Annotated in this window: 1 pseudogene; it reads left to right on the top strand. The window is 49.1% G+C overall.

Going from position 1 to position 216, the window contains the following annotated elements:
- Nucleotides 1–207: pseudogene (gene rlmL / locus PSSD_RS26145) on the top strand (bifunctional 23S rRNA (guanine(2069)-N(7))-methyltransferase RlmK/23S rRNA (guanine(2445)-N(2))-methyltransferase RlmL); the annotation flags it as partial.
- Nucleotides 208–216: the final 9 nt, after the last annotated feature.

Here is a 216-nt window from a genome sequence, read left to right as displayed (position 1 = left end):
CTGATGCAGAATCTGAAACGTCTGCTGCGTCGCGGTGGCACCATTATGTTCTCTAATAACAAGCGCGGCTTCAAAATGGATCTCGATGGCTTAGCCCGTCTTGGTCTGCAGGCGCAGGAAATTACCCAAAAAACGTTGTCGCAAGATTTTGCGCGCAATCGTCAAATTCACAACTGCTGGCTGGTTAGCCACGCCGGTAAGGAATAAGTTTTATGG

It is taken from the genome of Type-D symbiont of Plautia stali (genome assembly GCF_001485335.1).
In the GTDB taxonomy this organism is placed as follows: Bacteria; Pseudomonadota; Gammaproteobacteria; order Enterobacterales; family Enterobacteriaceae; genus Pantoea; species Pantoea vagans_C.
Note: the sequence above shows the minus strand (reverse complement) of the source record. Positions and strands in the feature narration are given on the sequence as shown.